Consider the following 25,498-nt stretch of genomic DNA (forward strand, 5'->3'; position numbering starts at 1 on the left):
CAGGCATGAAGAAAAAGGCTCATGAAACCAATAAAAAGGTAGAATTTTCCAGACCTGTAGAGAAACATTTTTACGAATTGGATCAAACATATGGAACAGGAAACTTTGCCTTATATGCCATATTTATTTTTTTGGCCTTCTTTGGAATCATGGGATTGATATGGATGATCCCTTTTCCTCAATTAGAATTTTTGGTTAAGATGAATGCCCATACGTTCTTGAACTGGGGGTCATTTTTCATAGCAATAGTTATCTACTGTTATTTGAAATTGGCACCGACCCTTTCTTATGCCGTGCTATTCACGATTGGGATCATGAGTTATTTCATCGTCCAACTGGAATATGTTGAACGAGATGGTGGGCCAACGGTCATCTTAGTGTGCAGTATTATTGCATTAATTGGACTAATTGGACTGTTCTTAACCAGCAATAAGGTGAAAAAAGGAAATGCTTCCTTCTTGAATCTATTGACGATTGGCCCCATTTGGATGTGGTCAAAAGTATTCGATAAATTGAAGTGGAAATATTGATCCATTTGATTTAGACCCATAAAGAAATAATAATAAAGGCTAGTCTTCCGATACGGGGAAAACTAGCCTTTATTTATTCTAGGTAGCTAGATTGGCTATTTTAGGCCTTTTAATTCATAAATAATCTTCGCGATATCTGTATTGTCCAAAAATCCTTGAAAGCGTTCTGCAGCGGGTCCAAACGCCATTAAGGGAACTGGAGTACCCGTATGGTCATTTGTAGCAAAGCTCGCCAGGACCCTACCAGATTTAGGATCCGCATCAAGCACAATCATTCCACCAGTTTCATGATCAGAAGTCACGATGACCAAAGTTTCTTTATCCTGTTCCGCAAATTCCAATGCTTGACCGACTAATCTATCAAAACTCAGATATTCCGTTATAGAAAAACCAGTAGAGTTGCTATGACCACCACCGTCTATTTTCGCGCCTTCAATCATTAGGAAAAATCCTTTGTCATTTCCTCTTTTCAGGAAATCAATGGAGGGTTTCAAGGCATGTTCAATAAAGCGATAGGATGTTTTGATTTCCGATTGCTCTTTATCCAGTTTATTCCATTTATGGTCAACTTGGTCTTCTTGAAAAACTAAAAGTTGCTTAGCAGAACTTTTTTGAACGGTTTCCAAGGAGGTGCCAATTTCTATACCTTTAGATTTTAATTTCTTAATGAGTGAACTATCATTTTTACTGAAGGATTGGTTAGGACCGCCGATGAATAAGTTTATTTTGCTAAATAAAATGTCGTTAGCAATACTGTCAGAAAGATCTCTTTCATTGACATGAGTGAAAAAAGCAGAAGGGGTAGCTCCAGTGATTTCATCATTGGACACAACACCTGTCCTCATACCTAACGTGTTCAACCTGTCAGGTAGGTTATCCACTTTATTTCCCAAGCTATCGACTCCGATATAACGGTTCTTGGTCTTATGGCCAGTGGCAATTGCGCTGCCTCCAGCGGCAGAATCGGTATGGTAGTTATCAGTGGGTTGTGTCTTTAGATAACCGGTATAGGGCATATTTAGTACATTCAGATTTCCTCTGTTAGCCATGGCAGAAGCCCAAAGCTGCGATAGTCCGGCACCGTCACTGATCAATAGAATAATGTTTTTCGGTTTTAATCCAGTTTTGAATTTCTCTTTAATCTGATAGGGGATGTAGGTAGAGTTCTCTTGATAAACTGTTTTTGGCTCATTGATCAAGAATTCACTTAACTCAAAAGGTTTGTCTGTATTGATGAAATCAATCCCTATTTTTTGCCATTCATACCAAGTGGTTTTAGTATCAGGAGCTGCCCAAAAACGAATTTTCTTTCCTAGGTTATGAACAGAATCTACTTTAGTTTTTACTTTTTGTAAATCCTTGTCCGTTAATCTGCCGAGGCCATTCCATTTGGATAAAGAGCCAAAACTTGCACTTATAAGCCCTATTCTTTCCAACTCTTGTTGGTTGAACTTCTCATTTAACGTCCCATCGAAATAGAAGATTTCATCATATTTATGAAAATCTGCAGGCTTAGGACGGTTTCCACTTATAACCAACTTGACTGCCTTAGGATTGTTTTTGCTGTCAAAGAGGTCTCGATGCGGTTTCAACAACTTGGTCAGATGCTCTAAAATTGGAGCACCCTCGGTTTTTGGATCAATTAAGAGTTGCAATTGCCCTTTGTTAGGAAAGAGGTATCCATCCGAGCTATGCTTAAATGCTTCGAGTATTGGCTCTAGGTACAGCTTGCTAAAAGTTCTTTCTTTGGTGATGTCTTCAGGATCATGAGCAACATATAGTTCTCCGTCTTTTAGGAATAAATCTGCCTCAATAGACCCAAAACCTAGGCCATAGGCCTGGTTAAAGGGATTATTACGTGTGTAGTCGTTATGCGAATGAGCATTAGCCAAAAATCCAATGGGCTTGACCTGAGAAAAGGTATTGAAAGATAAACTGCAAAAAAATGCTAGGCTCAGATAATATTTAATTCGATTCATTATAATGACTTAATATTATGGTTTTAGGTGTTTGTTTTAAAGTTAAGAATAAATGATTTAGCAAAATTAGGATGGACCTATTATTGTTGTGTTATACTACCGTTACCTCATTGTAAAGTCTATCAAGTCCTTTCATCCAAATGTCAATTCTATTCTCTATTTTTATTTCATGAAAGACCTACAATATCCTTTACATTTCCAGTTTCGTGTTACGAGCCTTGCGAATGATTTTTCGGCAAAGGATGCCAATGGAAACAGTATCTACTATGTCCGTGAAAAGATATTCTCTTGGCGTGACATTATCATGGTCTATAGGGATGAAAGTAAGGCAGAATTGCTTTATGAGCTTCGGTCCAATAAACTCATAGACTTTCAGCAAACATTTACGATTACAGATCGCACTGGAAAATTGATCGGAAAGGTGAGGAGGAAGTCTATAAAATCTTTATGGAGGTCTACATTCAATTTAATGGATTCAAACGATGTTCAAGACCATACCATTAAGGAAAAGAACCCTTGGGTGAAGTTTTGGGATGGGCTTTTTGGCGAGCTCCCATTGATAGGGATATTATCAGGTTATATCTTTAACCCTGCGTATATCCTTCGAAATGATCAGGAAGAACCCGTTTTTGAAATTATTAAGGAACCTTCCTTCTTTGGTCGAAAGTTTACAGTTAATAAATTAACCCAGCGTGAAGTCGATGATGAGCGTTTTGTCCTCAGTCTAATGCTGATGGTCTTGATAGAAAGAAGGAATGGCTAACTACCATTCCTTCTTTTATATTTAACAGCAACCTGAACCTGGAACACAGCAAGAACCTTCGATTACATTCAGGTCTGCCAAATTCAGCTTTTGCTTTTTGGGAGGAATCCCACAAGAATCTTCCGCCAAACAAGCAGTTTTTTTGTTCTTTAGGAGAAACTGTTTGCCATTGAATTCCAGATCATATTTTCCAATAGTATCTGCCTGGTATTCTACTTCAATCTCTCCATCCTCAATTTGTAGCTTATCTTCTGATAATTTTATGATGTCCAATAATTTTCCCGGTTTTAGTCTATGCTCAAAATCATCGGCACTCCATAATTGGAAATTCACGACCTTCTCCTTGCGGATTGTTCCACCGCAGTCTATAAAATTCTTAAGGATACTTCCTATTTCCGTAACATGAAAATGTTCGGGAACCTGGGTTCCGTTTTCCAGTTGAAACTCCACATTGTCCAATGTGGGAAGGATTTCTTTTATTTCTGATAGTTTCATGGTATTAGTTTTAATCTATATATCGTAATATTGCGATGCTTAAGGGTAAAAAAATGCTAACAGCATTTTTCATTTTTAAATGGTTTTTCAAAGAAATGATGGATTTCTTCCTGGAGTTCATTCCATACCGTTTCATTGATACAATAGCAAACACTCTTGCCTTCAATGCTTCCTTGGATGATATCAACACTTTTAAGTTCCTTCAAGTGTTGGGAAATAGTGGCTTGCGCCAAGCCTAGTTCATCCACTAAATCATTGCAGATACAGCCTCTTTGCTTTACGATATGCTGTAGAATAGCAATCCTGGCAGGATGGCCTAATACCTTGAAGTAATTGGCCAATTTGTTCTGTTCCTCGGTAAAGATCTCACTCTTAGTAATTCCCATAGCAATTCTTTGTATCGCAATATTACGATATAATGTTTTTTAAATCAAATTTGAATAAAAAAATCCCTTACTGTAATACGTAAGGGATTGAAATACAGTTAGATAATTTTCTTATCTATTGTTTTTGTAAATGGCGTATGTGAATTTCAAACTACCATTTTCATCAAATTCATTCTCTTTTACCGCATTGATTTTTTCCAATGCCTTTTGAGAACGTGTGTTTTCTGAGGCAACATGGAAGATTACCTTATCCAATTTTTCAAAGGCAAAATCCATCATCAAGTTTTTTACGGACTGGTTGTATGCTCCACCCCAATATTCTTTGGCAAGGAAGGTATAACCGATAGCTATTGACTTTTCATTTCTATCATAATGATAGAATGAAGTGGCACCAATAACCTGTTCAGTTTTGCTGTCAATTATCAAGTAGGGGATATCAGTATCAATCAGTTTTTGAAAATATCTGGTAAAACCCACCGGTGTATAGCGATTGCTGTCAGGATGTTGAGCCCAGATTTCTGGATCTGACGCAGCTGCAAATACCCATTCAAAATCATTTTTGATCATGGGGATCAATTTTACCAAATCGTTGCTTAAGGTTTTTCTTTCCAACATAAGCTATTATTTAATGATACGTTTAATTTTATTGGATTTCTTAATCCATTTATGTACTGCATCGTAATCTTCTTTTTCAATCTTTTCGTAGATATGTTGCAGTTGTTTGATGTGCTCCTCCAATACTTCCAAAACATTATTTCTGTTCTGCTTGAAGATTGGGGTCCACATATCGGGAGATGATTTTGCCAGACGGACGGTCGATTGAAAACCTGAACCCGCCAATTCAAAGATCCTTCCCTGAGATTTTTCCTTTTCCAGAACGGTAAGGGCCAATGCAAAAGAAGTCAAGTGGGAAATATGCGAAACATAGGCTGTATGCATATCATGTTCCTCTGCCGTCATAAAAGAGGTTTTCATTTCCAGCTGCTCCGTTACGGAGTCTGCCAATTCAAATGCATCCTCATCCGAGCGGAATGCTTCTACATAGACCATCATTTTATCCTTAAACAAATTAGGGATTGCTGCTTCGGGACCAGAATACTCTGTACCGGCCATTGGATGGGCAGCTACATATCTACCGCGGTTTGGATGATCCTTGATGAGGTTCAGGATATTAGACTTGGTAGATCCCATATCGATGATGACCTGATCTGTCGCAATATCCAATAATTTTGGCAACAAGACCATGATGGCATCTACAGGAATAGTAAGGACAATGACTTTACAGGACTTCAATGCTTCCTCTAAGGTTTGGATTTCATCTACCAGACCTAATTGAAGAGCCTTCTTTTGATTTACTTCGCTTTTTTCTACTCCGATAATCTTTTCGAAGAGTTTGGTTTCTTTAAGTCGGATACCGATGGAACCACCGATCAAACCTATTCCGACAATTGCTATATTCATTTCAAATATTATTCAAATTTTTAAAAAATGGTTTAGGATCTAATCGATCGCTTTCTTGATTCGGTCGATAGCGTTCTCAAAGACTTCGCTTTTTGCACAAAGGCTGATACGGATGAATTTTTCCCCTTCAGAACCAAATATTCCTCCAGGAGTAATAAATACATGCGCCTTATATAGGACATCATCACAAAGTTGAAAGGAATTCTCAAAACCTTCCGGAATCTTGGCCCATACAAATAACCCTACTTGATTGGTATCATAAGTACAACCTAATAGATCCATGATTTCAAAAACTTTTTCTCTCCTAATCTTATATTCCTGATTCAGCTGGGTATACCATTCTTTATCTAAGCTCAAGGCTTTTGCTGCGGCCAATTGAAGCGGTAAAAACATACCAGAATCCATATTGCTTTTGAACCTCATGATCTGACCGATCCTGTTTTCATTAGCGATTAACATCCCAATTCGCCATCCTGCCATATTGGAAGATTTACTCAGGGAGTTTAGCTCAATGGCTACATCCATTGCACCGGGAACTTCCATGATGCTTTCGGGATGCTCATTCAGGATAAAACTATATGGATTGTCATGGCAGATCAGGATCTGGTGTTTCTTCCCAAACTCAACGATCCTTTCAAAGAAAGAACGGTTGGCCAATGAACCAGTAGGCATATGCGGGTAATTGATCCACATTAATTTCACCTTACTTAGATCCCTAGATTCGAGTTCCTCAAAATCAGGAAGCCAAGAATTTTCAGCCTTCAAGTTATAGGTAACTGGAGTAGCTCCGGTAATGGTTACCGCACTTGAATATGCCGGATATCCAGGATTCGGAATCAAGGCTTCATCACCTTCTTGAAGGTAGGTCATACAGATATGGACGATCCCTTCCTTCGAACCAATTAATGGAAGGATTTCAGTATTAGGATTTAGTGAAACGCGATAATATCGAGCATACCAATCTGCCATGGCAGTTCTAAGGGCAGGAGCGCCTTTATAACTTTGATAACCATGAGCGGTTGATAATGCTGCCTGCTCCTGAAGCGTTTTGATCACTTCGGGATGAGGAGGCAAGTCAGGGCTGCCGATGCCAAGGTTAATCACCTGCGCACCGTTCCTGTTCATCTCATCGATCTCTCTCAACTTCTTCGAAAAGTAGTATTCTTCAGTTCGTTGAAGTCGTTTCGCTACTTCTATTTCCATTATTTATTTTAATTTGGCGATAAAATTATAAAATCTTAATGGTTTTATTTCAATTATGATAAATAATAAACCTACTTTTTGAATAATTAATGACCGATTTTCAATAAAATCAACAGTAATTTAAACATCCACTTTTTTTTAACCTTTTTTAATTTTATTAAATACCCAAATCCTTTAAAATCTGACCTTAACAGAGTGCAATTATTTTGCTCAAAAATAATTAATAGGAAAATGCCTGCTTGATTAAAAATTTTAACTAAAATAAAGTCAGTTAGTTTAGCGGTTTAGGATGAAATATCGATTTATTTACGGTATAGCTTTTTAAATGATGTTTGATTTGGTTTGAATTCCATTTTTACCCATTAGGGTATCACTAAAGCATTTTTTAATGTTTACTTAAGCTACAAAGATTAACCAATTATTTTTGTTAAGTGTCGTCTTACCCACGATTTTACTATGTAAAAACCTGTTCATGTAAAATTAATTTTAAAGAAAATAATAATTAAAGATTTAAAAGTGTATTTTCGTTTAAATGATAGTGTAACACAACAAAGAGTAAAAAATTTTCTTTAATTATCAAGACGCATGAAAGTGTCTGAATTATCTGGTGTAAAAGAGATTGCTCGAAGAGCAAATGTATCCATAGCCACAGTCGATAGAGTCCTCCATAATCGAACTGGCGTAGCGCAAAAAACTAAGGAAAAGATATTGTCCATAATCAAGGAAATGGATTATAAACCAAATATCCTTGCAAAAAGGTTGGCGTCCAAAAGAGTGTATAAATTTGGTATCCTGATTCCCAAGGAATGCTCAGAGGCAGATCAATGGAATGCACCTGTTTCAGGTATTAAGGAAGCCCTTTCTGAATTTGGTGATTTCGGAGTGGATTTACGTTATTATTTCTTCGATACAGAAGACCGTTTGAGTTTCATAGAACAAAGTGAAGAGCTATTAAATAAACATATAGACGGTGTTATTGTGGTTCCCATTTTTATCAACGAAACAAGGGAGTTTGCTGCAAAATGTATAGAAAGGCGGATTCAGTTTGTCTTTATTGAATCTCAGGTCCCTAAAGTCCATCCCTTAAGCTATATCTGGCAAGACCTTGAACAGTCAGGAAGGGTAGTAGGGCATTTATGCCAGTACCTTATTCAACCCAAAGATGAGATTTTAGTGGTCAATGTGGTCAGGGAGAAAGATTCGATCCAGCATTTGGAAGAAAAGATCAGGGGATTCGAGCAATATTTTCTGGACAGCCATTATAATTGCTCCATTGACAGCTTTAACATCGAAATAAACGAAAATGATGAATTCTCCGTTTTCATGGATGATTATTTGCTGAATAAAAACCCTAAACTTATCTATGTGACGAATTCAAGAGCCTATATTGTTGCGAGTTACCTAAAAAATCGCGGTCTAGATCATATCAAATTAGTTGGCAATGGCTATCATAGCAAGAACATTGAATTCCTGAAAGATGGCATCATTGATTTCTTGATCTGCCAGAAACCTTTGGAACAGGGTTATAAGGCTTTTCTTGCCTTGTATGAGTTCTTTATTGCAAAAAGAAAGGTTGTTAAGTTGCAATATATGCCGATTGATATTGTTACCCGGGAAAACTATCAATATTATGAAAACTAAATCTTATTAATCAGTCAAGAATATAAAACCATTTAATTGTGATTTTGATGCTTGGGTTCCAAGTTCTTTATAGGTTGGATTTTGACATTTATTTGCAACAATTCAATGCCATCAGGATCGAAAATCAGCTTAGATTACAATTTTTATTACATTTGTAATCTTAGTAATCTGCATGAAGACATACTTTAGACTGCTCTCGTTCGCGAAACCCATAGAAAAATATGCTATTCCTTATATCATATGTACTTTGATAATGGTGGTGTTCAGCACCTTGAATTTAGCATTATTAGCACCGCTATTACATACTTTATTTAATTCCCAAGATGCCGTAATCGAACCTATGGCCAAGCCTGAAGGCTTTGATGTGATGGGTTATTTCAATTACTTTGCCTATGACCTTAACTACCGTTTAGGACCATACAATGCCTTGAAATATGTCTGTATCGTCATAGTAGCTTCTGTATTTATCAGTAATCTTTTCAGGTACCTTTCTCAAAGGATTATGGAGAACCTTAGGATACATACCTTGTTAAATCTGAGAAAATCGGTTTTTAACAATGTCATGAACCTTCACCTTGGTTATTTTTCCAATCAACGCAAAGGTGACATCATTTCCAAGATTGCTTCCGATGTACAGGTTGTTCAGTTCTCCGTTACGGGAACTTTACAGGTTGCTTTCAAGGAGCCCTTGCAATTGATTGCTTATTTGGTCATGCTGTTCCTGATTTCTGCAAAACTGACGGTTTTTTCTTTATTGGTCATTCCGGTATCGGCCTTTTTTATTTCCAAGATCGTTAAAACCCTAAAGCATCAGGCCCAACAGGGGCAAAAGATCTATGCCAATATGATTACCTTATTGGAAGAAGCTTTATCCGGTATAAAAATCATTAAATCATTCAATGCTGTTGAATTCATTAAAGGAAGGTTCAATTGGGAGAATGATGAATACGCAAAGATCAACCGTAGGATGGTACGCCGTCAACAGATGGGATCTCCAGTATCTGAATTGTTGGGCGTGGCTATGGTCGCGGTAATCTTGCTTTACGGCGGGCATCTTGTTTTAAGTGGTCAAGGTGATTTGGAAGCCTCTGAATTCATCGCTTATATTGCCATTTTCTCTCAAGTGATGCGCCCAGCAAAAGCACTGACCGATGCATTTAGCAATATTCATAACGGTATTGCTGCGGGTGAACGTGTATTGCAGCTTATCGATGAGAAAAATCAAGTAGCAGATAAACCGAATGCCTTGGATATCGAACGTTTTGATAGCAAGATTGAATTCAATAATGTCTTCTTTGCTTATGAGGAAACACAAGTCTTGCAAGATATTAACCTAACCATCAATAAGGGTGAAACCGTAGCGCTCGTGGGACCTTCGGGTGGAGGGAAATCAACTTTGGTAGATTTAATCCCTCGATTTATGGATGCTACGCAGGGGGCAATATTGATAGACGGAATCGATGTCAGGGATCTAAAACAAGATTCCCTAAGAAGAATAATCGGCGTGGTTAATCAAGAGTCGATCTTGTTCAATGATACGATATTCAATAATATAGCTTTTGCGAATGCAGAAGCAACGGAAGAACAGGTAATCCAAGCAGCGAAGATTGCCAATGCTCATGATTTCATCATGGGTACCGAAGCAGGCTACCAAACCAATATCGGTGACCGTGGATCCAAGCTTTCCGGTGGACAGCGTCAGCGTATCTGTATTGCCAGAGCAGTTTTGAAAAACCCTCCAATCATGTTATTGGATGAGGCAACTTCTGCTTTAGATACCGAATCAGAACGCCTTGTGCAGGATTCCCTGTACAAACTTATGGAGAATAGGACAACCGTTGTTATTGCGCACCGTTTGAGTACCATTCAAAATGCAGATAAAATTATCGTCTTGGAAGCTGGTCGAATTGTTGAAGTCGGTTCGCATTTGAACTTGATCGCTCAAAATGGTCTTTACAAACGCCTGATTGATATGCAACAATTTGTAGAAGCTTAGACCTCCAAAATTTAGCTTTTTCGGGTATGTTTTCCTACATTTGTATAGTAAGGACTGCGAAATGGAAGCAACAGAAAAATTATCGTTTTTATTGAACGACAAAAATTTATCGAATGAATTAAAGCTAATTGCAGAGAAGGTACTTAATAGCGAGCGTATTACATTTGAAGAAGGTGTATACCTATATGAAAACGCAGAATTAGGATATTTAGGCGTATTAGCAAATTATATCAGAGAGAAAAAGCACGGAGATTACACCTACTTTAACCGTAATTTCCATATTGAACCAACTAACGTCTGCGTATATGACTGTAAATTTTGTTCCTATTCGAGATTGATCAAGAACAGGACAGAAGGTTGGGAAATGGATGTTGATGGTATGATGGACATCGTGAAAAAATACGATGGCGAGCCTGTAACCGAAGTCCATATCACTGGGGGAGTTGTCCCTAAACAAAACCTTGAGTTTTATGCTGAGTTTTTTAGACGTTGCAAGGAGCATCGTCCTGACCTGCATATCAAAGGTCTGACCCCTGTAGAATATTACTACATTTTCAAGAAAGCAAAATTGAGCCATTATGAGGGCATGAAGTTCATGCAATCCTGTGGTTTGGATTCCATGCCGGGTGGTGGTGCTGAGATCTTTCATCCAGAAGTACGGGAGAAGATCGCGGACGATAAATGTAATGCAGAACAATGGCTGGATATCCATGAGCAGGCACATAAATTAGGAATGCATACTAATGCAACCATGCTATATGGCCATATCGAAGAATACTGGCACCGTGTAGACCATATGGAACGCTTAAGGGAATTGCAGGACAAAACAGGGGGATTCCAAACTTTCATTCCATTGAAATTCAGAAACAAGGATAACCAAATGGACCATGTCCCTGAGGTATCCGTTATTGAAGATTTGAGGAATTATGCCATAGCGAGGATTTATCTGGATAATTTTGCCCATATCAAAGCGTATTGGGCGATGATCTCTCGAAATACGGCTCAGATGGCCCTAAGTTTTGGAGTAGATGATATCGATGGCACATTGGATGATACCACCAAGATCTATAGTATGGCAGGTGCAGAAGAACAGACCCCTGCGATGAGTACGAAAGAACTGGTTGAATTGATCAAGAATGTTGGTCGTCATCCGATTGAACGTGATACCCTTTATAATGTGGTCACAGATTATAAAGATTTTGTATTTGAAGAAACCAATCCAAAGAAACAATATTATTCTTTGCCTGTCGTAAATTCATAAGTCGGAGCTAAATTGAAGAAAACATTTTATTTTATACGTCACGGTCAAACCGATTTAAATTTAAAAGGTATTGTGCAAGGTAGAGGTGTGGACAGTCCATTGAATGACAATGGATTTAAGCAGGCCCAAGCTTTCTATGATGCCTATAAAAGCGTCCCTTTTGACAAGATTTATACCTCAACCTTATTGAGGACCCACCAGACGGTTTCCCCATTCCTTAAAGATGGAGTTCCTATGGAGCAATTGATGGGCTTGGATGAAATCAGTTGGGGAATCTATGAAGGTCAGGAGCAAACGGAAGATATCCTTTCGGGATTTGATAAAGTGGTTACTTCTTGGAAAAACAATGATCTGGATCTTGCTATTGAAAACGGGGAATCTCCAAATGCCCTTGTCAATAGACAGAAAGAAGCTGTTGATTACATGCTTGAACAGCAAGAGGAAGAAACTATCTTAGTCTGCATGCATGGCCGAGCGATGAGGATTATGCTCTGCCATCTGACGGAGGTTCCTGTATGTAAAATGGATGACTTTCCACACACTAATACTGCTCTATATAAACTAGAGTATGAAAACAACAGTTTTTCTATTGTTGATTATTACAACACAAAACATTTAGAAGGTTTGTTAAATGAATAAGATTAGAATATCTGCAGTTTCTTATACCAATACATTGCCCTTTTTGCAAGGAATAAGAAATTCAGATGTAATGAACGATATTGAGCTTTCTGTAGATTATCCGTCAGAATGTGCTCGTAAGGTTATTGCCGGTGAATCTGATATGGGTATTATTCCCACTGCCGCCTTAACCGACCTAAAGGAATACCATTATATCGGTGATTACTGTATTGGTTCAACCGATTATGTTGATTCAGTTTTTATCTTCTCCACGAAACCTATTGAGGAAATCAATACCCTGCTATTGGATAAGCAATCAAGGACCTCAAATGGTCTAGCCAGAATCCTCTTGAAGCATTACTGGAAGAGAGATGTGGAAATTGTCACGGAAGGAGCGGCTGATGCCTATGTTTTGATCGGGGACAGAACCTTTGGTAAAAAAGAGCAGGTTCCATATGCCTATGATATGGGGCATTATTGGAAAGAGTTGACAGGCTTGCCATTCGCATACGCCGTCTGGGTGTCGAATAAGAAATTACCTGATAGTTTTGAGGAAAAATTCAACGCTGCATTAGCTGATGGAGTTTCCAGACCCGATGATGTCATTCCTGGTTTACCGATTTTCCCAAATTTTGATTACCATAAATATCTAAATGAGAATTTGAATTATCATTTGGATGATGACAAGAAAAAAGCCATTGAAATGTATTTGAAGTGGTATAAAGAACTATAAAAAAAATCCCCGAAAATTTTTCGGGGATTTTTTTATTTTTTCAGTTTCTAGTTCATAAAAGAAATTAGGAGCATTAGCCAACCAACGATCATCAACAGACCGCCCAAAGGGGTGATAGGTCCAATAAATTTCATGTTGAATTTTAAAAGGTCCTTAAAGCTCAAGATATAGATGCTTCCTGAAAACAGGATACATCCCCAAAACAGACCATAATATGCCCAGTTTTCAATAGAACTGGAGAAATCAAGATGAAAACCAATGATCAGCAAAGTAATGGCAGCATACATTTGGTAGCGGACTCCAACTTCAAAGGAACTTAATCTTTCTTCAGATAACACCTTCTTTAGGGCATGAGCACCAAATGCTCCAAGCACAATGGAAAGAATTCCTAGGACAGCTCCGGATATTAATACAGTTTGGTTCACCTTTTTCTAATTTTTGATTCTTTATTTCGCTTTTTTGATCTGTGCTAGTATTTCGTCTTCGGTTGCAACGCCTGATTTATTCCAAGCTTCTTCACCTTTTTTGAAAAGTAATAGTTGAGGGATGCCACGGACATTTAAAACTTTCATCAGTTCCTTGTTCTGGTCTGCATCTATCCTCACCACCTTAACTTTTCCGGCCTGTTCCTTTTCAATCTTTTCAATGGTAGGTTTCAACTCTTGGCAAGGAGCGCACCATACAGCAGAAAAATTAACCAAAACCAGATCAGATGAATTGATGATCTTATCAAAATCTTCAGTGCTTAAGCCTTTGCTTTCCTTAGCGTTGTCAGGTTTAATCTCAGGTTTTTCTGCACTTCTCCAATCCATCATGCCACCTGAATAGTCATATACCTTAAAACCATTTTCAGTCAGTAATGCCGCAGCTTGTTTGCTTCTTCCACCACCTAGGCAATACACATAAACAGGTTCATTTTTGTCTAACGTTTTGATGGACTCCTTGAAGTTTTCTTTTTCGTTCCAATCCACATTTACTGAATTTGGAATATGTCCGCCGGCATATTCAGCAGCAGTGCGCACATCCAATAATTGGGTTTGAGGTTTTGCTATGACCTCTTCCATTTTTTTTGCATCAATTTTTTCTTGCGCATTTACCTGTAAACAGGCAAGCCCAATCAATGCGGTGAATAATAATTTTTTCATGTTCTATGTTTTTCTTTCTGCCTAAAAGCTTAGCCTTTACGCAGGTACTTTGTTAATATAACGATTGTTTGCCCTTCAATCTTACCTTCAATCTGTTCGGTATTGTCAGGAACAAGTCTAATATTCTTAACTACGGTACCCAATTTCGCTGAAATGCTTGAACCTTTTACGTCCAATGTCTTGATAAGCACCACGGTATCACCTTCAAACAAACGGGTGCCATTTGAATCCTGATGAAATTCTACGGTTGCTTCAGCTTCATGGTCTCCAGTTTTCTTAGCCCATTCTAGAGTTTCATCATCTAAATAAAGGATATCTAAATTATTGGCTGCCCAGGCTTCATTTCTCAATCTGCTCAACATTCTCCAAGCCACAACTTGAACTGGCAAATGCTCTGACCACATGGTATCTCCAAGGACTTTCCAGTGTTCCGGATCAATCTGTTCGGTTTTTTCTATCTGTGCTCTGCAAACAGAACATATCAAAATGCTGTTATCTAAAGAAGGGTTGGAAGCAGGAGGGACTTCGTAAATGTCCAGGTTTTCGGATGAGCGACATAATTCGCATTGACTCTCACTTCTATTTTTCAGATCGTCTAATAACATATGTTTGGTAATATATAATGATTTCAAAGATAAGCATTTTAAATGAGGGGAATGAATTGTACCTTTAACCAATATTATCACCTGATAATACCTATGGCAAAGAATTTGTAGTGTAACCAAAACAAACTAAAATTAAATAAAGAAATATTTATGAAATGGCAAGGCGGCCGCCGCGGCGGAAATATCGAAGATCGTAGAGGGATGTCCGGTGGACAGAAAATGACTCTTGGGGGAATAGGAGGTGTTATCGTTTTGATTATCGGCTTCTTAATGGGCGGTGATCCTAATGATTTATTGAACCAGATGCAAGGATCAGGGCAACAAGGGACAGTCAATGAACAGGGTGAATATCAATCTACACCTGAAGAAGATAAATTAATGGATTTTGCTGATGTAGTTTTGGCCAGTACTGATGATGTATGGGGCAAGATTTTTCAGGAAAATGGAAAATCATATCCCAAACCAACCATGGTGGTGTACACCGAAGGTACCGAAACTGGTGGTTGTGGAGTTGGTCGATCAGCTTATGGACCTTTTTACTGTCCTGGTGACCAAAAAGTATATCTTGACCTCAGCTTTAACCGTGAACTATCTCAAAAATATGGTGCAAAAGGTGAATTTGCTTTAGCTTATGTTATTGCGCATGAGGTAGGTCATCATATCCAAAATATTTTTGGAGTTCTATCGCAAACCAATGCCATGCGAGCAAAATTGAGCGAACGTGAAAACAATAAAATCTCGGTGATGACCGAACTGCAAGCTGATTTTTATGCTGGAGTATGGGCACATCACTTAAATAAATCTACCGATGTAGAGATCACTTATGATGATATCGTTGAAGGAATGCGTGCAGCAGCAGCTGTAGGTGATGACCATATCCAAGAACAAGCGTATGGACAATCTAATCCAGAATCATTTACACACGGTTCATCAGAACAACGTATGTACTGGTTCAAAAAAGGATATGATACCGGCGATATCAATGCTGGTAACACCTTTGAAGATCCAAGCTTGCAATAAGCTACTGAACTAAAAGATTGCAACCTCGGATATCCGAGTTGTCAAACCTACCCAAGATTTCAAAGGATCCATCTGCATGGAACTTTCCAAGGTCTTGTGTAGCTATAAAGGAACAGGAATAATAATTGGCTAAATCAATGACATTTATTGCTCCTGTTTTTTTATTGTCCAATAAAGACAGGGGATCATTGGTGTCACGTATCAAGATTTTCATCCAGTTTGGGGTATGGAATAAACCTTCACCATCAGAATAGCCTTGAGAAAGCAATTCGGTCATGCCATATTCAGAATGTATGCTCTTCACATTAAACCCCTCACATAATATCTGATGCAATTCCTCACGGATCATTTCCTTTCTCTTGCCCTTCATCCCACCTGTTTCCATCACAATCAAGTCCGGGAAATCAATTCGGTATTGCTCAATGAAATCCAATAGGGCATATGTCACTCCGAATAGGACAGTCTTGGTCCCCGACTCCTTGAGTTTGTTCAATGTTCGTTGCAGATCCTCATGGTTGTATAGGAAATAACCACTTTCGGGTTGATTAGATCGGTTAATGAGGTCGTCTACCATATAGATCAGGGATGATCCTGAACGCTCTAAATAGGAGGGCAATAAGGCTACTATGGCGATGCCTTCGATCTTACCATAAAATTGCTCGAAAGCTCTCCTGAAACTTTTCACATACAAATCACCCTTTGCGACAAGATGTTTGCTGGTAATCATACCTGTTGTACCTGAGGAAGAGAAGGTCACTTCCGGTTCCAAACCTTCTATGATTACTTCCTGCGATTTAAAGAATTGGATAGGGAGAAAAGGGATTTCACGGTAATGCTGTATTGCTTCTGGATTCACTTTTAAAATATCCAGAAATTGCTGATAGACTAGATTGTTCTTGGCTTGGAATCTAAAGATTTCAACAGCACAATTGTTAAAGTCTATTTCATTTTGAATAGTGAATATTTTGTCCGAAATTTCCATTGCTGCAAATATACGACAACAAATATTAAATGTTTTTTTAATACTGTTGAATTTCAAAAATCCCAAAAAACAGATAAAAAAAATTCGGGTCAAGCTTTGACCTTATTCGAGACATATTCCGAAATTTCCGAATATGTCTCGAATGAGACCAGAACTTGACCCGAAGAATTTTACTCAAATTCGTTCGATCTTATAACATTCCTCCACAAACAGGGATAACCTGTCCAGTGATATAGGAAGAGAGGTCTGAAGCTAGGAACAAACATGCATTGGCAACATCTTCTGGTTCACCAGCACGTTTTAATGGGATATTAGCTTCCCAACCTTCAACAACCTTAGGGTCCAATACATCAGTCATTTCAGTGCGGATAAATCCAGGAGCCACTACGTTGGTACGGATGTTTCTTGATCCCAGCTCTTTAGCAAGGGATTTAGAAAAACCGATGATACCTGCTTTAGAAGCTGCATAGTTAGCTTGTCCAGCATTTCCTTGTACACCTACTACAGAACTCATGTTGATGATGCTACCTTTGCGGTTTTTCATCATCACCTTGGAAGCAGCTTTAGAAACGTTGAAGATTGATTTCAGGTTGATGTTGATTACATCGTCCCAGTTTTCCTCTGTCATACGCATCAATAGACCATCTTTAGTGATTCCGGCATTGTTAACGACGATATCAAGGGTTCCAAAATCAGCAACGATATCATTGATTAATTTATCAGCTTCATCAAATTTAGAAGCGTCAGAACGGTATCCTTTTACTTTTGTTCCGAATTGTTCAAGTTCTTTTTCTAGGGCTTGGCCTTTTTCTACCGAAGAAAGGTAGGTGAAAGCAACGTTCGCTCCATTTTGGGCAAATACTTCAGCAATTTTTCTACCGATCCCTTTGGATGACCCAGTAATCAAGGCTGTTTTTCCGGCTAACAATTTCATATAAATAAATATTTATGTTCAATAATATAAAGTCCACAAAAGTGGAAAATAAACTGCATAATACAAAAAATGAATAGCAATAGGAAGGATTCAATGACATAATTAAAGAAAGATGGACAAACCTTCTTTTCATTAACCTTTCCAGTGTCACCTTGAGGAACGAAAGGTCTCGGTCCTACATAACCCATTTTTGGAATAGTTTCTGTCGTAAGTTTGCAGATTGACCGCATTCTCTTCGTTACTTTTAGAGCCCAAAAGTAACCAAAACCAAACCGACAAAGGAGCTCACGGACACCAATTTTCTTCGTTACTTTTGAAGCCCAAAAGTAACCAAAAGGCTTCGGCTCATTTAAGATGGCTTTTCGCACAATCATCTGCACATGAAAAGAACGCCTTGTTGTCGGGAATATCTTCCTTCAAAATTCTCCTTTAGATGGAGAATTTTTTGAAAGTATTCCAAGGCCAATCCCATCGCACAGGGCAACGGCATTCTTTCCATTTTTCCGCCATTGGAAATGAGCCGGAGGCTAAAGGGCTTCCTTCTTTAGGATGAAGCAGAAAATATGTGGCGGGCTATGCAATAATCCCTACGCAAATTTGTATTAAAACCGCATTCAATGGTTTACGGTCTTGGTCTATCCTCCCATCCATTCAATCCTGGTTCTTCCCCAGATCTTGGCCTATCCTCTCATCCCTTTCATCCTGGTTCAAACCTCTGGCGGGTGAGCCTGTCTAATCCCAAACCACCCCTTTTTAACACTCAGAAATCTAAAAAAATAGGATTATGGTAGATTTGAATAAGGGAATAGGTGTTTATTGATAAAATCACAATTATTTGAAATGTTTCTGACAAATTTATTCGCTATAATATAAAGCGAATATTAATTTTGTATTTCATTTAAAAACCATGGGTAAGAAAACAAAAAAAACGGAGGTTGACGTCGTTCTGATTGGTGGAGGCATCATGAGCGCGACGTTAGGTACGTTAATTAATGAGCTGAGTCCAGATATTAATATTGAGATAATCGAGCGTTTGGATGTTGTTGCTGCAGAGAGTTCAGATGCGTGGAATAATGCCGGTACGGGTCACTCGGCACTTTGTGAACTAAACTATACACCAGAGCAGCCTGATGGAAGTGTGAAAATTGATAAGGCAATCAGTATTGCTGAACAATATGAGATTTCCAAGCAGTTTTGGTCTTACCTAGTAGAGAAGAATATTATCAAGAACCCTAATCACTTTATCCGCCGAGTTCCGCATATGTCGGCCGTTTTTGGCGATAGAGATGTGCAGTTCTTGAAGACCAGATTTGAGACCATGACCAAACAAAATCTATTCAAAGGTATGGAGTATACCGAGGATAAAACTTTGTTGAATGAATGGGTTCCCTTGATGATGGAAGGCAGGTCAGCTGATGAGGCTATTGCTGCTACAAAAATGGATATCGGTACTGATGTGAACTTCGGTGCTTTGACCAGAGATTTGATTACTTACTTGGATGGAAAAGACAATATCAAGTTGTCCTTGAACCAAGAAGTTAAAGATATTGACCGTGAGGATGATGGTAGATGGGAAGTAGAAGTTAAAGATTTGAAAACAGGCAAGAAGAGAGAAATCTTGGCTAAGTTTGTTTTCATCGGTGCAGGTGGACACTCTTTATTGTTGTTGGAGAAATCGGGAATCCCTGAAGCTAAAGGCTATGGTGGTTTCCCCGTTGGAGGACAATGGTTGAGATGCAATAATGAAGAGATCATCAAGCAACACCATGCCAAGGTTTATGGAAAGGCATCAGTAGGTGCTCCTCCGATGTCGGTTCCGCATTTGGATACCCGTTATATTGATGGAAAACAAGCTCTATTGTTTGGTCCTTATGCAGGTTTCTCGACCAAATTCTTGAAAAAAGGATCTTATTTCGACTTGCCGGCATCCATTAAACTTTCCAATATCCGTCCGATGTTATCGGCAGGATTGGATAACCTACCATTGACTAAATATTTGATTACCGAGGTGATGAAAAAACCTCAGGACAAATTAGATTCCCTGAAACAATTTATGCCAACCGCTAAATTGGAAGATTGGGAAATCGAAAAAGCTGGCCAACGTGTACAGGTTATCAAAAAAGACCCTAAACATGGTGGTATCTTGGAGTTCGGAACTGAGGTAGTTTCCAGTGCCGATGGTTCCATTGCTGCCTTATTGGGCGCTTCACCAGGTGCATCAACGTCAGTAGCAATCATGATCAACTTATTGAAAAGATGTTTCCCTGACCGTGCAAAATCTGATTCTTACCGTAAGAAATTGCGAGAGATGATCCCATCTTGGGGCAAGAAGTTAAATGATGACGCCGAGCTGTGTCAATCAACAAGAAATCGTACCTCTGCAATTTTGCAGATCGATAAATAATATTCACAATACTTATGGGGTGCTGAATATGTCCCGTTTATGACGGGACATATTTTTAGGCTGAGATGATACCCAATTCCGGTTTTGATCGGAATGAACCTGATCCAGGTAATGCTGGCGTAGGAATAAACAGAGATCCTTTCCCTTATCTCCATAAGTGCTTATACCATTCAGCGAAATTGGAGGAAATCATTAATAACATTATTCAAACATTGCAGCAAACGTCCTGGTTGGAAAGGTTTTCTGTGATCTGTGGCATTATCCAAGTCCTACTGTCCAAGAACAATAAGGTATCCAATTACCTGTTTGGGATAATGGGGATTACGACCGGGATGTTGGTTCTGTACAATGCCGGGCTATATGCTGAAATTGCTTTACAAATCTATTATTTGGTCATGAGTATCTATGGCTGGTGGTTTTGGATAAGCAATAAGACCGCAAAGGAACAGCCCATTACCCATACGACTAAGCAAGAATGGGTTACCGTTCTCAGCATCGTATTTGGAGGTTTCTTGATCTTTTACTTTTTGCTTCGCAGCATTACCAATTCCGATGTGCCCATTTGGGATGCTTGGGTGACCTCCACAGCCTGGGCTGGTATGTGGCTTTTGGCGAAAAGAAAAATTGAAAATTGGATCTTGCTCAATATCAGTAACCTTTTTGCCGTACCACTTTTGATCCATAAAGACCTTTACCTATTCGCAGCACTGACCACGTTTCTATTTATAGTTGCCATTTTCGGTTACCTAAATTGGAAACGAATCATGAAAATTCAAAAATTAGAATTAAATACAGACAATTAAATGTTGATATCAGAACAAATTCAGATCATAAAGGAATTACAGGCCGAAGGAATCAAGAATAAGGCGCTTACAAAAGAGCAACTTGACCTTGTGTACCAAAGCAACTGGTTTAATCTTTGGGTTCCGAAAACATTAAACGGCTTGGAAATGTCCTTTCCAGAAGGCTTGGACTTATTGGAAGAGCTGGCTTATTGGGATGGCGGATTGGCCTGGACGGTAACCTTATGTGCTGGTGCGAATATGTTTGCAGGCTTTATACAACCTGAATTTGCCAAAAGCCTCTGGTCTGATCCCAAGATCTGTTTGGGAGGCAGCGGAAGAGTCGGAGGGAAGGCAATTGATGCTGGAGAATATTTTGTGGTTTCTGGTTATTGGAATTATGCCACCGGTGCTCCTCATTTAACCCATTTCACTTTCAATGCTGAAATCATTAATAATGGAGAGGTACTGAAAAATGAATCAGGCGAGAATTTATATTATTCCTTCCTGGTCCCAAAGGATGATGTACTCATCCATTATGATTGGGATACCATAGGGTTGGAATGTACCGCTAGCCATTCCTTTTCCTTTCAGGACCTGAAAGTGCCCAAGGAAAATGCTTTTGTTCTTGATCCAAAAGCTAAACAATCTAATTCGACCCTTTTTAATATTCCTTTTATGCCATTTGCAGAATTGACCCTATTGGTGAATTATGTAGGTATGTTCAAGCGGTTTTTAGACCTGTGCGAAAAGTATTATTTCGAGAAGTCAAAGGATAGACATTGGGCGGAGAAACATAGTAAAACTAGGTTTAAACAGCTGGATCAATTACGCACAAAATTTGAAGGGAAGTTAGGCCAGGTGAAGGCTTATGCTGTTGAGCTATGGCAAAATGCCAGTGAAGGGAAAGAAGTTGAGGCGGATCTGTATTTGAAAATTGGAGAATTATCCAGAGAAATTGCTAAAGATGTGCGTATGGATTGTGCCGAGATATTGCCTTTGTTGGGAATCAGAGCAGCGCAAAAGGAAAACGAATTGAATATCGTATTTAGGAATTTATTTACGGCAAGTCAGCATAGTTTGTTGAATGTGTGGTAGGATAAAACAACTCCCTAGAAGGAATAATATCTAGGGAGTTGGTAAAATAAATCTAAGATAAATCGGCAGGAGCTTGGAAATAAGCCCAAGTTAATCCATCCGTTGCATCTACTAAGGTGTAGCCAATGCCTGTTTTGATGACGTAAAATCCATTTCGATTATAAATATATCTTGCTGTGATATTCATTGCTTGAATAACAGAAGGAATTGTGGCAGGAGCGCCTTCCAAAAAAGGTATGAACCTGAGGATTCCATTTTCAGCGAATCGTGAAACCGGACCGTGAAAACTACCGGGATTTTCACCTCTCAGATTGAGACCCATAAACCAGAAGTAGGTTTTGTATTCCTCGTAATAATCATAATCAGGAGCTAAATTAAAATCCGTAAAATTTGGGATCTTTTGAAATCCTGCAATATCGGGTTGATTTCGTTTTCCAAATCCATGAGTAGATAACCACCATAACCTTTTTCCCGCCACTACCGTAAATTCTTTTGCAGTTTTTATGTCGTAAATCTGGGGTTTGCTTTCATTGGTAATTTCTACGCCATTTCTGGAACTCATCGAAGATGTTTTGAGCTCTAAACCTTCTATCAATTTAATTTTCACCCCTTCAATATCAACTTGCTTAACCAGTGATATTCCACTTCCATTAAAGAAATAATTGGATTTAGTAACTACTGGATTTTGATTGGTTCCTGAAAGAAATGATAATAGACGCTTTGTGGTGTCAATTTCTAAGCCGAAGGTTTTTCCATTCTGTTTATATGAAAAGAAATATTTAGGCATTTCTGTTAATTTCTTGAATTTTTCATAATCAGCATCAATGGAATTTCCTTTTAATTGAGTTAATTTTTCAGGAGAACATTTAGTCAATTTCAAAATTGATTTTCTTATTTCTCCTTCTAAAATTATGGTATCAGCCTTGATGTCCTTAAATGTAAATAATGTATCGATTAATTGAGCATCTGTAGCTAAGTTCGAGAATTTGCTGCCTTTGGGGAACCGTATTGAAGGATTAGTTTTGATGATTTCGAATTTATAATCAGTTTTATCGTATGTTGAATAATTCTTGGAGAAATCACTGATAAATTCAGATGAGTTCTCAGAATTAAATCCAAGGTAACCATAAGTGACCACTTGATTCGGACCATACTCAATGATAAACTCCCAGCCTGTTTTGTGTGAGGCAATTGCGTCAGTAAGTTTCTTTAACTTGACTTCGGGTTTTTCCCATACTTCTATTACTTCAAATGTGTTCAGGTCTCCTTTCTTACATGAGAAAATGAAGCAAAGGGACAACATAAATAATATATACTTTTTCATGGTTTTATTAATTAAATCTTATCCATACTTTGCTGTCTTTCACGCTCACAAAATCAAATTGCTCGTCCCCTGTTTCAAAGACGTAAAAACCTTGAGGATCAAACCAGATCTGATTTTGTTTTCTTGCTATTTCTTCAAATTCGGTACCTGGGGTCAGTCCGGTCAGCGCACTAAATACCTTAAAGGATAAAATACCTTGATCATTATATAGGGTGTTGAATAATGGTCCAAGATTAAACTGACCTAAGAAAATTATATACAATGCATCGAGGGGATCAATGTATCTTCTAGGAATATAAAGAAGGAAATTGAAGCCAGGAAAAGTTCTAATACCTAAAGCGTCTTTTTTTCCAGCGATCGTAAACCCAAAAGAGGATGCATATCTTTTATTGATCAGGTACATTCTTCTTGGTGCATCTTTATCGATAGAAACTGGTTTGTTTTGATCAAGGATTTCAATATCTACAGTACCATTTAATTTTGCTGTTGTTTTATTGTTGGTCTTGTTGATGATGAAGTTATCAAAACCTTTCACTGCCAAGCCACCTGCATTTAAGGGGTCCTTTAGAAAAATACCTTTATCGGTAAGGGCATACTCTGTAATAAAGCTTTTGAAAGAAGAGTTCTCTTCATAATAAAAAGCAATATTGTTGGTTTCCGTATTGAAAATCACACCATAATCCTTATTGTTGATTTTTACAGTTTTATAATAGTTTGTCAACTGGTTGATTTCTTCGACTTTTGCATTTAAGAGAAATGCTTTTCTAATATAGTCGTCACCTTCATTTTCCTTGGCTCTGACTAAAGTCAAGGCGCTTTCATTATGATTTCCAACTAATTTTATGGTATCTGTAGAAGTTTCAATGATTGAAAATTCAAAGTCAGAAATCAAACCACCACCTCTTAATCCTCCACTTTTTTGTTCATCTGGGTCAGACAGCTGATGTATGTAAGAATACGTATCAAAATATAGACTGACAACCTGATCCGCTGCTAAGCGGTAAGAGCTTTCGTCGGAGTTGCCAGCTTTGATATTATCAATAGTGGCAAAGCTTTTAACCCTGTTTTTATCGTCGAAATTGAACTTAAAAGTATAACTTCCGCCACCTTTTGGATATAAATATCCGATCCATCCATTTTTCGAGCCTGTTAATTGCTTAGCATATTCGTCTTTTAATTTATTCAATTTGGCGTCAGGTCGCACTCCTTCAAATTCCTTTTTACAAGAAATTAGGAGCAAGCACATGATCAATGAGAAAATTATTGGTTTCATTTTGTAGTTGGTTTAGTTAACGATAAGAATGCGGCTCGAACTTCTCTTTGAAGAGCCCTGAAATCAATGTTGAAAACTTCCTTGTAGTACTGGACAACAATGCTCTCTTTAAGGCGAAACGTCGCCTCAACTGGAGTATTGGCTTTTACTAATGCATCGAATTTTTCTTGTCCTTCCACCAACAAGTAAGCAATAGTTTCAACGAAGTCTTCCTGTTCCGCAGATTTTGCATAACTCGACACAAATCCCTGTGCATTTGCTGTTTCTTCTGGCGTATTGAACCAAGTTTGCGTATACCATGCTGTACTTATGCCTCTCCATGCCTGAGGGTAATGAATATTCTGATGCAGAATATGGGCAAACTCATGGTGAATGGTATGGAGCATCTGACTGACTGTCTCAGGTTTTGAAAAATCAAAGTCATTAACTACATATAAAACGACCTTGGTTCCGCCTTCGGCAGTCCCCAAAATAATAGTACCGTTGTTTTGGTATTCCGCACTACCAACCAAAATAAACTTGGATAGAGAGTATCTTTTCAGAAATTCTTTTCCAGCAACTTTTTCATAGGGTTTCATCCAGATATCCCTAACAGCCGTTAGTACAGGAATCACTTTTTTTTCTTGTGGCGGAACTAGCGTCCTATTAAAATTGATTTCAAATGGCGTCCATTTGTACTTGATCTCAATATTGTAGGATTTAATAAATTCTTGATAGATAAATTTATCTAAAGGACCATTAACCCATCTTTCACCACCTAAGTCCACAATAGGTTCATCAGGCAAAGATTCTTCTTTAGAACAGGATATGCAGAATAGAAATAAGATTAAGGCTATCGAGTATTTTAAATGTTTCATAACAGTTT

The 25,498-nt window shown here is 38.2% G+C and carries 25 protein-coding genes; 11 read left to right on the forward strand and 14 right to left on the reverse strand.

Annotated features, from left to right (window positions below; all coding sequences use genetic code 11):
* Positions 1-5 precede the first annotated feature (5 nt).
* Entirely contained in the window at positions 6-530 is a 525-nt protein-coding gene (locus ACWICE_RS05865; protein WP_454297853.1) for a hypothetical protein, read from the forward strand.
* Positions 531-625: 95 nt separating this feature from the next.
* Here ACWICE_RS05865 and ACWICE_RS05870 read toward each other — a convergent pair whose 3' ends face one another.
* Complete coding sequence (locus ACWICE_RS05870; RefSeq protein ID WP_454297854.1) at positions 626-2,509, reverse strand: alkaline phosphatase; 1,884 nt, start codon at positions 2,507-2,509, stop codon at positions 626-628.
* 169 nt (positions 2,510-2,678) lie between these two features.
* Here ACWICE_RS05870 and ACWICE_RS05875 point away from each other — a divergent pair, with 169 nt between their 5' ends.
* Complete coding sequence (locus tag ACWICE_RS05875; RefSeq protein ID WP_185211895.1) at positions 2,679-3,272, forward strand: LURP-one-related/scramblase family protein; 594 nt, start codon at positions 2,679-2,681, stop codon at positions 3,270-3,272.
* A 21-nt stretch (positions 3,273-3,293) separates the two neighbouring features.
* On the opposite strand, the gene ACWICE_RS05880 is transcribed toward ACWICE_RS05875, so the two are convergent.
* The 5 genes from ACWICE_RS05880 to ACWICE_RS05900 form a co-directional block, all read right to left on the reverse strand.
* The gene (locus tag ACWICE_RS05880) at positions 3,294-3,767 is read right to left on the reverse strand and encodes a DUF6428 family protein (RefSeq protein WP_454291357.1); all 474 of its coding nucleotides are present in this window, start codon (positions 3,765-3,767) and stop codon (positions 3,294-3,296) included.
* Positions 3,768-3,823: 56 nt separating this feature from the next.
* A complete protein-coding gene (locus ACWICE_RS05885; protein ID WP_185211897.1) occupies positions 3,824-4,153 on the reverse strand; it encodes an ArsR/SmtB family transcription factor in 330 nt (109 codons plus the stop codon).
* Between the two features lie 111 nt (positions 4,154-4,264).
* Positions 4,265-4,768: a GNAT family N-acetyltransferase gene (locus ACWICE_RS05890; protein ID WP_185211898.1), complete on the reverse strand. Its 504-nt coding sequence runs from the start codon at positions 4,766-4,768 to the stop codon at positions 4,265-4,267.
* A gap of 6 nt (positions 4,769-4,774) precedes the next feature.
* Positions 4,775-5,614: a prephenate dehydrogenase gene (locus tag ACWICE_RS05895; protein ID WP_185211899.1), complete on the reverse strand. Its 840-nt coding sequence runs from the start codon at positions 5,612-5,614 to the stop codon at positions 4,775-4,777.
* A 39-nt stretch (positions 5,615-5,653) separates the two neighbouring features.
* The gene (locus ACWICE_RS05900; protein ID WP_185217867.1) at positions 5,654-6,817 is read right to left on the reverse strand and encodes a pyridoxal phosphate-dependent aminotransferase; all 1,164 of its coding nucleotides are present in this window, start codon (positions 6,815-6,817) and stop codon (positions 5,654-5,656) included.
* A gap of 585 nt (positions 6,818-7,402) precedes the next feature.
* Between ACWICE_RS05900 and ACWICE_RS05905 the strand changes: the two genes are divergently transcribed.
* From ACWICE_RS05905 to ACWICE_RS05925, 5 genes are all read left to right on the forward strand, one after another.
* Positions 7,403-8,458, forward strand: a complete 1,056-nt coding sequence (locus ACWICE_RS05905; RefSeq protein ID WP_454297855.1) for a LacI family DNA-binding transcriptional regulator — start codon at positions 7,403-7,405, stop codon at positions 8,456-8,458.
* Between the two features lie 172 nt (positions 8,459-8,630).
* Positions 8,631-10,454 carry an ABC transporter ATP-binding protein gene (locus tag ACWICE_RS05910; protein WP_454297856.1) on the forward strand — a complete coding sequence of 608 codons (1,824 nt, stop codon included), beginning with the start codon at positions 8,631-8,633 and terminating at the stop codon, positions 10,452-10,454.
* Positions 10,455-10,515: 61 nt separating this feature from the next.
* A complete protein-coding gene (gene mqnE, locus ACWICE_RS05915) occupies positions 10,516-11,715 on the forward strand; it encodes an aminofutalosine synthase MqnE (protein ID WP_454297857.1) in 1,200 nt (399 codons plus the stop codon).
* 12 nt (positions 11,716-11,727) lie between these two features.
* Entirely contained in the window at positions 11,728-12,354 is a 627-nt protein-coding gene (locus ACWICE_RS05920) for a histidine phosphatase family protein (protein ID WP_454297858.1), read from the forward strand.
* On the forward strand, positions 12,347-13,066 hold the full coding sequence (locus tag ACWICE_RS05925; protein WP_454297859.1) for a menaquinone biosynthetic enzyme MqnA/MqnD family protein: 720 nt from the start codon (positions 12,347-12,349) through the stop codon (positions 13,064-13,066). Before ACWICE_RS05920 ends, ACWICE_RS05925 begins: the two co-directional genes overlap by 8 nt.
* 47 nt (positions 13,067-13,113) lie before the next feature.
* Here the strand turns inward: ACWICE_RS05925 and ACWICE_RS05930 are convergent, their stop codons facing one another.
* From ACWICE_RS05930 to ACWICE_RS05940, 3 genes are read right to left on the reverse strand one after another with little or no spacing between them, the layout of a single operon-like run.
* Positions 13,114-13,491: a DUF423 domain-containing protein gene (locus ACWICE_RS05930; RefSeq protein WP_185211906.1), complete on the reverse strand. Its 378-nt coding sequence runs from the start codon at positions 13,489-13,491 to the stop codon at positions 13,114-13,116.
* 21 nt (positions 13,492-13,512) lie between these two features.
* Complete coding sequence (locus tag ACWICE_RS05935; protein WP_185211907.1) at positions 13,513-14,211, reverse strand: thioredoxin domain-containing protein; 699 nt, start codon at positions 14,209-14,211, stop codon at positions 13,513-13,515.
* Positions 14,212-14,240: 29 nt separating this feature from the next.
* Positions 14,241-14,816, reverse strand: a complete 576-nt coding sequence (locus ACWICE_RS05940; protein WP_254529995.1) for a PhnA domain-containing protein — start codon at positions 14,814-14,816, stop codon at positions 14,241-14,243.
* A gap of 150 nt (positions 14,817-14,966) precedes the next feature.
* Between ACWICE_RS05940 and ypfJ the strand changes: the two genes are divergently transcribed.
* On the forward strand, positions 14,967-15,836 hold the full coding sequence (gene ypfJ / locus ACWICE_RS05945) for a KPN_02809 family neutral zinc metallopeptidase (protein WP_185211908.1): 870 nt from the start codon (positions 14,967-14,969) through the stop codon (positions 15,834-15,836).
* 1 nt (position 15,837) lies between these two features.
* Here the strand turns inward: ypfJ and ACWICE_RS05950 are convergent, their stop codons facing one another.
* Both ACWICE_RS05950 and fabG read right to left on the reverse strand, forming a co-directional pair.
* The gene (locus tag ACWICE_RS05950) at positions 15,838-16,818 is read right to left on the reverse strand and encodes a LuxE/PaaK family acyltransferase (RefSeq protein WP_313258125.1); all 981 of its coding nucleotides are present in this window, start codon (positions 16,816-16,818) and stop codon (positions 15,838-15,840) included.
* A gap of 190 nt (positions 16,819-17,008) precedes the next feature.
* Positions 17,009-17,752, reverse strand: a complete 744-nt coding sequence (gene fabG, locus ACWICE_RS05955; RefSeq protein WP_454297860.1) for a 3-oxoacyl-[acyl-carrier-protein] reductase — start codon at positions 17,750-17,752, stop codon at positions 17,009-17,011.
* Between the two features lie 907 nt (positions 17,753-18,659).
* Here fabG and ACWICE_RS05960 point away from each other — a divergent pair.
* From ACWICE_RS05960 to ACWICE_RS05970, 3 genes are all read left to right on the forward strand, one after another.
* The gene (locus tag ACWICE_RS05960) at positions 18,660-20,156 is read left to right on the forward strand and encodes a malate:quinone oxidoreductase (RefSeq protein WP_185211911.1); all 1,497 of its coding nucleotides are present in this window, start codon (positions 18,660-18,662) and stop codon (positions 20,154-20,156) included.
* A 65-nt stretch (positions 20,157-20,221) separates the two neighbouring features.
* The gene (pnuC, locus tag ACWICE_RS05965; protein ID WP_454297861.1) at positions 20,222-20,959 is read left to right on the forward strand and encodes a nicotinamide riboside transporter PnuC; all 738 of its coding nucleotides are present in this window, start codon (positions 20,222-20,224) and stop codon (positions 20,957-20,959) included.
* Positions 20,960-22,036: an acyl-CoA dehydrogenase gene (locus ACWICE_RS05970; protein ID WP_454297862.1), complete on the forward strand. Its 1,077-nt coding sequence runs from the start codon at positions 20,960-20,962 to the stop codon at positions 22,034-22,036.
* A gap of 52 nt (positions 22,037-22,088) precedes the next feature.
* Here ACWICE_RS05970 and ACWICE_RS05975 read toward each other — a convergent pair whose 3' ends face one another.
* From ACWICE_RS05975 to ACWICE_RS05985, 3 genes are read right to left on the reverse strand one after another with little or no spacing between them, the layout of a single operon-like run.
* Positions 22,089-23,360 carry a DUF4302 domain-containing protein gene (locus tag ACWICE_RS05975; protein ID WP_454297863.1) on the reverse strand — a complete coding sequence of 424 codons (1,272 nt, stop codon included), beginning with the start codon at positions 23,358-23,360 and terminating at the stop codon, positions 22,089-22,091.
* A 7-nt stretch (positions 23,361-23,367) separates the two neighbouring features.
* Positions 23,368-24,633, reverse strand: coding sequence for a DUF4302 domain-containing protein (locus ACWICE_RS05980; RefSeq protein WP_454297864.1), 1,266 nt, complete (start codon positions 24,631-24,633; stop codon positions 23,368-23,370).
* Positions 24,630-25,490 carry a substrate import-associated zinc metallohydrolase lipoprotein gene (locus ACWICE_RS05985; protein WP_185211916.1) on the reverse strand — a complete coding sequence of 287 codons (861 nt, stop codon included), beginning with the start codon at positions 25,488-25,490 and terminating at the stop codon, positions 24,630-24,632. The genes ACWICE_RS05980 and ACWICE_RS05985 overlap by 4 nt, the downstream gene beginning before the upstream one ends.
* Positions 25,491-25,498: the final 8 nt, after the last annotated feature.

Source organism: Sphingobacterium sp. NPDC055346 (assembly GCF_053645235.1).